The sequence below is a fragment of the Streptomyces sp. NPDC091412 genome (assembly GCF_044756885.1).
Classification (GTDB): domain Bacteria; phylum Actinomycetota; class Actinomycetes; order Streptomycetales; family Streptomycetaceae; genus Streptomyces.
In genome coordinates, this window is sequence record NZ_JBIVTV010000002.1 from 790,775 (window position 1) to 800,414 (window position 9,640).

A 9,640-nucleotide genomic window follows, 5' to 3' on the forward strand; every position below is an offset into this window, starting at 1 on the left:
CCGCTTTCCCAGGTGTCCTTCGTAAGGTCGCTGCATGACCGTTTTGGAAGAGACGACGGGTGAGCCGGCGGACGCGCGCGGGCGGGTCGCCGAACTGCACGGGATCCGTGCGCAGGCGGTGGCGGGCCCCAGCGAGAAGGCGACCGCGGCACAGCACGCCAAGGGCAAGCTGACCGCGCGGGAGCGGATCGAACTGCTCCTGGACCCGGGCTCCTTCCAGGAGGTCGAGCAGCTGCGCCGGCACCGGGCGAGCGGCTTCGGACTCGAGTCCAAGAAGCCGTACACCGACGGTGTGATCACCGGCTGGGGCACGGTGGAGGGCCGGACGGTCTTCGTCTACGCCCACGACTTCCGTATCTTCGGCGGCGCGCTGGGCGAGGCCCACGCCACGAAGATCCACAAGATCATGGACATGGCCATCGCGGCCGGTGCCCCGCTGGTCTCCCTCAACGACGGCGCCGGCGCCCGGATCCAGGAGGGCGTCTCCGCCCTGGCCGGATACGGCGGCATCTTCCAGCGCAACACCAAGGCCTCCGGGGTCATCCCGCAGATCAGCGTGATGCTCGGCCCGTGCGCCGGCGGCGCCGCCTACAGCCCCGCGCTGACGGACTTCGTGTTCATGGTCCGCGAGACCTCGCAGATGTTCATCACCGGCCCGGACGTGGTCAAGGCGGTCACCGGTGAGGAGATCACCCAGAACGGCCTGGGCGGCGCGGACGTGCACGCCGAGACCTCCGGTGTGTGCCACTTCGCCTACGACGACGAGGAGACGTGCATCGCCGAGGTGCGCTACCTCCTGTCCCTGCTCCCGCAGAACAACCGGGAGAACCCGCCGCGGGTGGAGTCGGCCGACCCGGTCGACCGCCGCTCCGAGGTCCTGCTCGACCTGGTCCCGGCCGACGGCAACCGGCCCTACGACATGGTCAAGGTCATCGAGGAGATCGTCGACGACGGCGAGTACCTGGAGGTCCACGAGCGCTGGGCGCGGAACATCATCTGCGCTCTGGCCCGTCTGGACGGTCAGGTCGTCGGCATCATCGCCAACCAGCCCCAGGTCCTGGCGGGTGTCCTGGACATCGAGGCCAGCGAGAAGGCCGCCCGCTTCGTACAGATGTGCGACGCCTTCAACATCCCCATCGTCACTCTTCTGGACGTACCCGGCTTCCTGCCCGGCGTCGACCAGGAGCACGGTGGAATCATCCGGCACGGCGCCAAGCTGCTCTACGCCTACTGCAACGCCACCGTGCCGAGGATCTCGCTGATCCTGCGCAAGGCGTACGGAGGTGCCTACATCGTCATGGACAGCCAGTCGATCGGGGCCGACATCACCTACGCCTGGCCGACGAACGAGATCGCCGTGATGGGCGCCGAGGGCGCGGCCAACGTCATCTTCCGCCGTCAGATCGCCGGGGCCGAGGACCCCGAGGCCATGCGGCAGAAGATGGTCAAGGAGTACAAGGCCGAGCTGATGCACCCCTACTACGCGGCCGAGCGCGGCCTGGTGGACGACGTCATCGACCCGGCGGACACCCGCGAGGTCCTGGTCAAGTCACTGGCGATGCTGCACGCGAAGCACGCCGACCTGCCCTCCCGCAAGCACGGCAACCCCCCGCAGTAACACAGCGGACGTGCCGCGGCCATCCCGCGGACCCCTCAGCCACGGAGACTGACACCCATGGACAACGTAGAGATCCGCGTCGAGAAGGGCCACGCCGAGCCCGAGGAGGTCGCTGCCATCACGGCCATCCTCCTGGCCCGCGCCGCGGCCCGCCCCGCCGACACGACCCCGGCCCACCGCGGCCGCGCCAAGGCCGGCTGGCGCCGGCTGGAGCGCGAGAACGGCTTCCGCGCCCCGCACAGCTGGCACGGCTAGGCCAGCCGCCGGTAGAGCCGGCCGCCCACGACGGAAGAGGGCCCCTCCGCTTGGAGGGGCCCTCTTCCGTCGTACCCGTGCTGTGGCCGGGCCCTTGCGGCGGCAGAGAACAGGCGGCCCTCCCCGTGGGGGAGGGCCGCCTGCCTGTTCGTCCCGAGTGCTACCTCAGCCGGGCCATGAGGGCGTGTTCCACCAGGGTGATGAGGGCGGATTTGGCGTCGGCGCGGTGGCGGGCGTCGGTGGTGATGATGGGGGCGTCGGGGCCGATCTGGAGTGCTTCGCGGACCTCGTCGGGGTTGTAGGGCTGCTGGCCGTCGAAGCCGTTGAGGGCGATGACGAAGGGCAGTCCGCTGTTCTCGAAGTAGTCGACGGCGGGGAAGCAGTCGGCGAGCCTGCGGGTGTCGACGAGCACGATGGCGCCGATGGCGCCGCGGACGAGGTCGTCCCACATGAACCAGAAGCGGTCCTGGCCGGGGGTGCCGAACAGGTAGAGGATCAGGTCCTGGTCGAGTGTGATGCGGCCGAAGTCCATGGCCACCGTGGTGGTGGTCTTGTCCCCGGTGTGGGTGAGGTCGTCGATGCCCGCCGAAGCGGACGTCATCACGGCCTCCGTGCGCAGCGGGTTGATCTCCGAGACGGCGCCGACGAACGTGGTCTTGCCCACGCCGAAGCCGCCCGCCACCACGATCTTCGCGGAGGTGGTGGAGCGGGAAGGACCGCCGCTAGAGCTTGCGAAGTCCACTGAGCACCCTTTCGAGCAGTGTCACGTCTGGCTGGCCACCGGCGTTCTCGTCGCCGCCGGGCTGATGGATGGCGACCAGGCCCGCCTCCGCCAAGTCGGCGACGAGGATCCTGGCCACGCCGAGAGGGATCGAAAGCAGGGCCGAGATCTCGGCCACCGATTTGATCTCGCGGCACAAATGGCAGATCCGCTGATGTTCGGGCAGCTGGCCCTGCATCTGGTGCGGCTGCGCGGTGGTGTGCACCAGTGCCTCTATGGCGAGCTGGTACCGCGGCCTGGTGCGGCCGCCCGTCATGGCGTACGGGCGCACCAGGGGGTTGTTCGACGCCCCCGCGGGCGCCGGTTCAGGGGTGCGTCGCTGCGGCTGGACCGGCTGGATGCGCGGCGCGGGCGGCTGGTCGTACGGTGACGGACCGGGGCCCTGCGGCGCGTATGGCTGCCGGTGGTGGGGGGTGGAGGGGAAGCCGTACGGATTCGCCGAGCCGTCGTGCGGGCCCTGGGCAGGGCCGTACGACCAGTTGCCCGAAGACGAACCGCCTGGGGGTGTTGCCACGTTCTCTCCTCCTCCGACTGTGCCGGGCATCCAACGGGTGGAAGCCGCGTCCCGAAACCTTACGGCCCCGGGACGCCAAAACGCACCGGCTGTCTGTTAGTTGAGAAGGCTCCCCTGGAGTTCCGCACGGAGATCCGGCGTCAGGACCGTGCCCGCACGGTCCACCAGAAGGGCCATCTCATACCCGATGAGGCCGATGTCCGCATCGGGGTGTGCGAGGACCGCGAGTGAGGAACCGTCGGAAATGGACATGATGAAGAGGAATCCCCGCTCCATCTCCACAACCGTCTGGTTCACGCTGCCGCCCTCGAAGATGCGCGAGGCACCGGCGGTCAGCGAGGTCAGACCGGAGGCGACGGCCGCGAGCTGGTCGGCGCGGTCGCGGGGGAAGCCTTCGGACATCGCCAGTAGGAGTCCGTCGGCGGAGACCACCACGGTGTGGGACACCCCGGGGGTGTTGTCCACGAAGTTGGTGATCAACCAGTTCAGGTTCTGCGCCGCCTGGCTCATCGGGCTCACACTAACGCTCCTGGTGGTAGGTGCTGTCAGGACCACTGTGTTCATTCCTTGTGGCCTGGCCGTTCTTGTCAATTCCTGCGCTGCGTCCCCGTTGGACGCCCCGGCGCAGGTTGCTCAGCCTGCCCCGGATGTCCTCGGGGGCGCGGGAGACCTGTGGGCCTCCCTGCGGGGTTGATTCCGCGGTGCCTTCGACCAGGTTGGCCTTGGGCACACGCCGCGGCAGCCCGGAGGAGGTGACTCCGCCTGCCTTGGGCTTGCGGAGCTGCGAGGCCTGCTGCCAGCGCTTGTCGTTCGCCGAACGCCAGGCGTCGCCGTCGCTCTCCGGAGTATGGGTCGGTGCTTCCTGGTCCAGGGGCTCCGCGCCGTTCGAACCGCTCGCGACCGATCCGCGGCGGGGCAGCCCGGCGTCGGTCAGCTCGTGGACGGCGGAAGGGGCCGGTCCCGGACGCTCGAAGCCTACGCGGTCCGCCTCGGTCACGTCAGCGGCCTGCGAGGATTCCGCTTCCGGAGCGTACTGGTCCGGGTAGCCGTTCCGGTACCCGTCCGCCTGCGGCCAGTCGTCCTGGTAGGACTGCTCCTGGAAGCCGGCGAACGCCTCCGGCGCCGCGGCGTGCGCCGACGCGGGCTCCTGCTGCCCGGGCTCCGCATAGCCGGGGTCGGGGTAGCCGCCGTTGGACGAGTAGGCATCGCCCTGCGGCGTACCGCCGTTCGGCGCGTAGTACCCCTCGTCGTACGCAGGCCGGCCCTGCTCGTCGTACGCCGTCTGCTGCTGGTCGTACGCAGAGTGCTGCGGTTCCTCGTACGCCGTCTGCGGGTCGTACCCGCCCTGCTCCGGGAAGGGCATCTGCCCGGTGTCGTACTGCGGTTGCTGCCCGGTGTGCTCGTCGGGGTACCCGGCCGGCTCGGCCGTCTCCGGGCCCGCCGACCGGTCGTGCGTCTGGGCCTCCAGGGCGGCGCGGCGCTCCTCGCGCTTGAGGGAGCGGCCGACGGGGTCCAACTCCCGGGACCCGTCCGGGGCGTCGGCGTACCGGCTGTCGTCGAAGCCGAGCTCCGCGGCGGTGAGCATCGGCTGGGGAGCGCCGAAGTTCTCGCCCTGGAACTCCTGTTCCGGGATGATCTGCGAGACGGTGAAGTCGTCGCGGTCCAGCGCCTGCTCGCCGCCACCGCCGTGGGTGATCGCGTCCGGCAGCATGACCAGCGAGGTGGTGCCGGCCTGCTCACCGGAGGGGCGCAGCTGGACGCGGACGCCGTGCCGGTCGGCGAGGCGGCCGACCACGAACAGACCCATGCGCTGGGAGATCGCGGCGTCCACCGTGGGCGGGTTGGCCAGCTTGTGGTTGATGTCCGCGAAGTCCTCGGCGGTCAGGCCGATGCCCTTGTCGTGGATCTCGATCATGATCCGGCCGTCGGGCAGCCGGGTCGCGGTGACCCGGACCTTGGTCTGCGGCGAGGAGAACGTGGTGGCGTTCTCCAGCAGCTCGGCCAGCAGGTGCACGAGGTCGGTCACGGCGCGGCCGTGGATCTCGGCCGTGGGCACGCCGGACAGCTCGATGCGCTCGTACTGCTCCACCTCGGAGGAGGCGGCGCGCAGCACGTCGACCAGCGGGACCGGCTGGTCCCAGCGGCGACCGGGCTCCTCGCCGGCGAGGACGAGGAGGTTCTCGCCGTTGCGGCGCATACGGGTCGCCAGGTGGTCCAGGCGGAAGAGGTTCTCCAGCTGGTCCGGGTCGGCCTCGTTGTTCTCCAGGTCGGTGATCAGGGTCAGCTGGCCCTCGATCAGCGACTGGTTGCGGCGCGAGAGGTTGGTGAAGATCGCGTTGATGTTGCCCCGCAGCAGGGCCTGTTCGGAGGCAAGCCGGACGGCCTCGCGGTGCACCTGGTCGAAGGCGCGGGCGACCTCGCCGATCTCGTCGGTCGAGGTGATCGGGATCGGAGTGACCCGGGTGTCGACGCGGCCGGGGTCGGTGCGCGAGAGCTGGTCGACCAGCATCGGCAGGCGCTGCTCGGCGATGCCGAAGGCGGCGTTGCGCAGCCGGCGCATCGAGCGGCTCATCTGGCGGGCCACCAGACCGGCCAGGATGAAGGCGGCGAGCAGGGCGACCAGGACGATCGCGCCGGTGATGAACGTCGACTGCTTGGCGTTGTCGGCGATCGAGGCCGCCTCGTTCACCGCCGTGTCGGCCATGTCCGACTCGATCTGGCGGTAGGCGTCGAACTTGAGGGTGTTGACCGCCCACCAGTTCTCGGGCGTGATGCCCTGCTGCGCCAGGGCCGCGCGCTCGGTCGGGTCCGTGCTGCCCAGCGTGGCCAGCGCCGTGACCATCTGGGTCGGGTCCTGCGGCGGGGCCACGTAGTTCGGGTCCTTGGCCTTTGCCTGCTGGACCATGGTCGCCGCGTTGGCCTGGATCTCCTTCTTCAGCGCGTCCAGCTTGTCCGCGTCCTCCTGGGTGCCGCCGCCGATGTACTCCTCGACGGCGATGCCCTCGAGGTAGGCGTAGGAGGACAGGGCGACGCGCTGGCCGGCCAGGCCGGCGGCGTCGGGGCCGGGCTTGATCAGCAGGTGCATGCCGATCGAGCGCTCCAGCGACAGCGCGGCCTTGGTCAGCGAGATGGCGTAGACGGTACGGCCGTAGGAGGTGATGTTGCCGGTGCCCAGGCCGAGTTCGTTGGCGAACTCCATCAGCGGGTGGGCGACCTTGACGTAGCCCTCCTCGGTCTGCACGCCGGGCAGCTTGGAGGTGAACGCCGCGGCACGCAGCTTCTGCAACTCGGGCTCGGCGTCGCGGAACAGCTTGAGCCGGCGATCCAGACCGGCCTTGTGCGGCATGGACTGCGCGGCCTGGTCGAAGGCGTCGGCGGCCTTGTCGGTGACCCCGCGGGCCTCGGCGACGGTCGGGTCGTTCTGGCCCTTGCCCTGGAGCAGGGGGGCCGCGCTGACGTCGCGCTCGTGATAGAGGGCGTCGGCGTAGGCCAGCGAGGCCTGCACCAGGCGAGCGGTGTGCTCGGCGTCCTGCGCGTCCTGCCACGTGTTGATCGAGCTGTTGACCTGGAAACCGCCCATGACCAGGCCCACCAGCACGGGCAGGAGCAGGATGGCGTTCAGCCGGGTCGGCACCCGCCAGTTGCGCGGGGAGAATCGCCCACCGCTCGCGGTGGGCGCGGCCGTCGGCTCCGAACCGGGCACGTGCGCGGACGCCGCACCGCGCGGCGGCGGGGTGAAATTGCCCCGGGCCGACGGCTCGGGGCCGTTCTTGCTTCGCCTCACTCGACCAACAACCTCTCGGCGGTCGGCACCTACGTTGTGCCGCAATGTCTCAGAACCCTGTCCGCCATAGGCGGCCCACTACCGGTGAGTACGTCTTTGACCATTGGGTAGTTCAGGCATTCCAGCACGTCGGCATGCGCTCTTCCAAACAGTGGAAACGGGTGGTTCCACGTGACGCACGTCCCACATAAAACGGTCATAAACAACTAGCCCCGGCAAAAAACCGGGGGAATGTGCGCACAGCGGCACCGTATGTGCGCGACGCGTGGCCATACCACGCGATTCCTCTGCCGAAACGTTATGAACACCGGGGCCGACCGTGTCAAAAGGCACAGCCGGCTCCGGTGCATCTACGACAACCGCCGTATGGCGCTGCCGACTTGAGGGCTACTCATGGTGCCTCGGCTACCTCAGCCGGGCCATGAGGGCGTGTTCCACCAGGGTGATGAGGGCGGATTTGGCGTCGGCGCGGTGGCGGGCGTCGGTGGTGATGATGGGGGCGTCGGGGCCGATCTGGAGTGCTTCGCGGACCTCGTCGGGGTTGTAGGGCTGCTGGCCGTCGAAGCCGTTGAGGGCGATGACGAAGGGCAGTCCGCTGTTCTCGAAGTAGTCGACGGCGGGGAAGCAGTCGGCGAGCCTGCGGGTGTCGACGAGCACGATGGCGCCGATGGCGCCGCGGACGAGGTCGTCCCACATGAACCAGAAGCGGTCCTGGCCGGGGGTGCCGAACAGGTAGAGGATCAGGTCCTGGTCGAGTGTGATGCGGCCGAAGTCCATGGCCACCGTGGTGGTGGTCTTGTCCCCGGTGTGGGTGAGGTCGTCGATGCCCGCCGAAGCGGACGTCATCACGGCCTCCGTGCGCAGCGGGTTGATCTCCGAGACGGCACCCACGAACGTGGTCTTGCCCACGCCGAAGCCACCCGCCACCACGATCTTCGCGGAGGTGGTCGCCCGGCCCCCGTCAGAGCTTGCGAAGTCCACTGAGCACCCTTTCGAGCAGCGTCACAGCCGGTGCGCCACCGTTGTTCTCGTCCCCGCCCGGCTGGTGGATGGCCACCAGGCCGGCCTCCGCGAGGTCCGCTACGAGGATCCTGGCCACGCCCAGCGGCATGGCGAGGAGAGCCGAGACCTCGGCCACGGATTTCACCTCGCGGCACAGGTGGCAGATCCGCTGGTGCTCCGGGAGCAGTCCCATCAGCGCTGCCGGATCGGCCGTCGTACTGATCAGTGCCTCGATGGCGAGCTGGTAGCGCGGCCGGGTCCGGCCGCCGGTCATCGCATAGGGACGTACCAGCGGCTGGTCGCCCTCATCTCCGTACGGCTCAGCGTACGGATCATGAGAGGCGGGGGGCGGGGTCATGAATCCTCCGGGCGGGACAGCAAGTCGGTCAGTCAAGCCGTCTGACGGGGCCGGTGGGGGGATTGTGGCGGCCGGACGGTGATTTGGTGAGGTGGATGGTGCCGGAGCCGGTCAGTGCAGCAGACTGCCCTGTAGTTCGGCGCGCAGGTCGGGTGTGAGGACCGCCCCCGCGCGGTCGACGAGCAGCGCCATTTCGTAGCCGACGAGGCCGATGTCGCACTCCGGGTGGGCCAGCACCGCCAGGGACGACCCGTCGGAGACGGACATCAGGAAGAGGAAGCCGCGCTCCATCTCGACGACCGTCTGCGAGACGCTGCCGCCCTCGAAGATCCGGGAGGCCCCCGCGGTCAGCGAGGTCAGACCGGATGCCACGGCCGCGAGCTGGTCGGCGCGGTCGCGGGGGAAGCCTTCGGACATCGCCAGTAGGAGTCCGTCGGCGGACACCACGACGGTGTGGGACACCCCGGGGGTGTTGTCCACGAAGTTGGTGATCAACCAGTTCAGGTTCTGTGCCGCCTGGCTCATCGGACTCAACTAACGCTCCTGCTGGTGAGTGGGGCTGGGGAAACTGCCCGTCTGACCTGTGCCGGCCTGACGGCCCTGTGCGATGCCCCGACGGAGATTGGTCAGCCGGCCGCGTACGTCGTCGGGCGAACGCGAGACCTGCGGACCGCTCTGGTGCTGTTGCTGCTGAGCCGTGCCCGGGACGAGGTTGGCCCGGGGCACCCGGCGCGGCAGGCCGGAGGTGGTGACACCGCCCGCAGCCGGTTGCCTGACACGCTCGGCCTGCCGTACGAGGTCGTCGTTCGGCGAGGTGCGCCAGGCGGAGGCGGCGGGACGCTGGGGGGCCGCAGGAGTCTGCGGCGGCTGCTGCTGCGGCGAGGCCGGAGCCGGTTCGCCGCCCTGCTGCTGCCCACCGCGGAACCAGTTGGTCTCCAGGGTGTCGTACAGCGGGGTACGGCCGTCGCCGGGACTCGGGGCCGGCGGCAGGGCCCAGGCGTCGTCCGGCCTTTGCTGCGGGGCACCCGCGTTGCCCGGTTCCGGGCGGGCGGGACGCTGCTGGGGTCGCTGGGCGGCCGGACCGCGCAGGCCGCCGAAGTCGGCGGCGCCGCCCGGGTGGGCGTTGCGGCCGGGCGCACCGTTGTCGTGTCCGGGCTGCGCGAACTGGCCGGTCGAGCCGTTGTCGTACCCCTGCTGGGCGGCGAACTGGCCGGTGGAGCCGTTGTCGTATCCCTGCTGGGCGGCGAACTGGCCGGTGGAGCCGTTGTCGTATCCCTGCTGGGCGGCGAACTGGCCGGTGGAGCCGTTGTCGTATCCCTGCTGGGCGG

At 69.9% G+C, this 9,640-nt stretch carries 9 protein-coding genes and 1 pseudogene; 2 read left to right on the forward strand and 8 right to left on the reverse strand.

The genetic code is table 11. From position 1 onward, the window contains the following. The first annotated feature begins 34 nt into the window (after positions 1 to 34). A complete protein-coding gene (locus ACIQMV_RS07650; protein WP_141358034.1) occupies positions 35 to 1,618 on the forward strand; it encodes an acyl-CoA carboxylase subunit beta in 1,584 nt (527 codons plus the stop codon). 57 nt (positions 1,619 to 1,675) lie between these two features. Then, positions 1,676 to 1,873, forward strand: a complete 198-nt coding sequence (locus ACIQMV_RS07655) for an acyl-CoA carboxylase subunit epsilon (RefSeq protein WP_401773508.1) — start codon at positions 1,676 to 1,678, stop codon at positions 1,871 to 1,873. 160 nt (positions 1,874 to 2,033) lie between these two features. On the opposite strand, the gene ACIQMV_RS07660 is transcribed toward ACIQMV_RS07655, so the two are convergent. From ACIQMV_RS07660 to ACIQMV_RS07695, 8 genes and pseudogenes are all read right to left on the reverse strand, one after another. Next, positions 2,034 to 2,615, reverse strand: coding sequence for an ATP/GTP-binding protein (locus tag ACIQMV_RS07660; protein WP_100572095.1), 582 nt, complete (start codon positions 2,613 to 2,615; stop codon positions 2,034 to 2,036). After that, complete coding sequence (locus tag ACIQMV_RS07665; protein WP_141358029.1) at positions 2,596 to 3,168, reverse strand: DUF742 domain-containing protein; 573 nt, start codon at positions 3,166 to 3,168, stop codon at positions 2,596 to 2,598. Before ACIQMV_RS07665 ends, ACIQMV_RS07660 begins: the two co-directional genes overlap by 20 nt. A gap of 96 nt (positions 3,169 to 3,264) precedes the next feature. Then, positions 3,265 to 3,678 (reverse strand): roadblock/LC7 domain-containing protein, encoded by a 414-nt coding sequence (locus tag ACIQMV_RS07670; protein WP_055493648.1) that lies wholly within the window; start codon positions 3,676 to 3,678, stop codon positions 3,265 to 3,267. 10 nt (positions 3,679 to 3,688) lie between these two features. Beyond that, the gene (locus ACIQMV_RS07675) at positions 3,689 to 6,952 is read right to left on the reverse strand and encodes a nitrate- and nitrite sensing domain-containing protein (RefSeq protein ID WP_402591891.1); all 3,264 of its coding nucleotides are present in this window, start codon (positions 6,950 to 6,952) and stop codon (positions 3,689 to 3,691) included. A gap of 405 nt (positions 6,953 to 7,357) precedes the next feature. Beyond that, positions 7,358 to 7,933 carry an ATP/GTP-binding protein gene (locus tag ACIQMV_RS07680; RefSeq protein WP_100572092.1) on the reverse strand — a complete coding sequence of 192 codons (576 nt, stop codon included), beginning with the start codon at positions 7,931 to 7,933 and terminating at the stop codon, positions 7,358 to 7,360. After that, entirely contained in the window at positions 7,914 to 8,312 is a 399-nt protein-coding gene (locus ACIQMV_RS07685; RefSeq protein ID WP_383058964.1) for a DUF742 domain-containing protein, read from the reverse strand. Before ACIQMV_RS07685 ends, ACIQMV_RS07680 begins: the two co-directional genes overlap by 20 nt. Positions 8,313 to 8,423: 111 nt before the next feature. Then, positions 8,424 to 8,837 carry a roadblock/LC7 domain-containing protein gene (locus tag ACIQMV_RS07690; protein WP_018544706.1) on the reverse strand — a complete coding sequence of 138 codons (414 nt, stop codon included), beginning with the start codon at positions 8,835 to 8,837 and terminating at the stop codon, positions 8,424 to 8,426. A 9-nt stretch (positions 8,838 to 8,846) separates the two neighbouring features. Then, positions 8,847 to 9,640 (reverse strand): annotated as a pseudogene (locus tag ACIQMV_RS07695) (hypothetical protein); the annotation flags it as partial.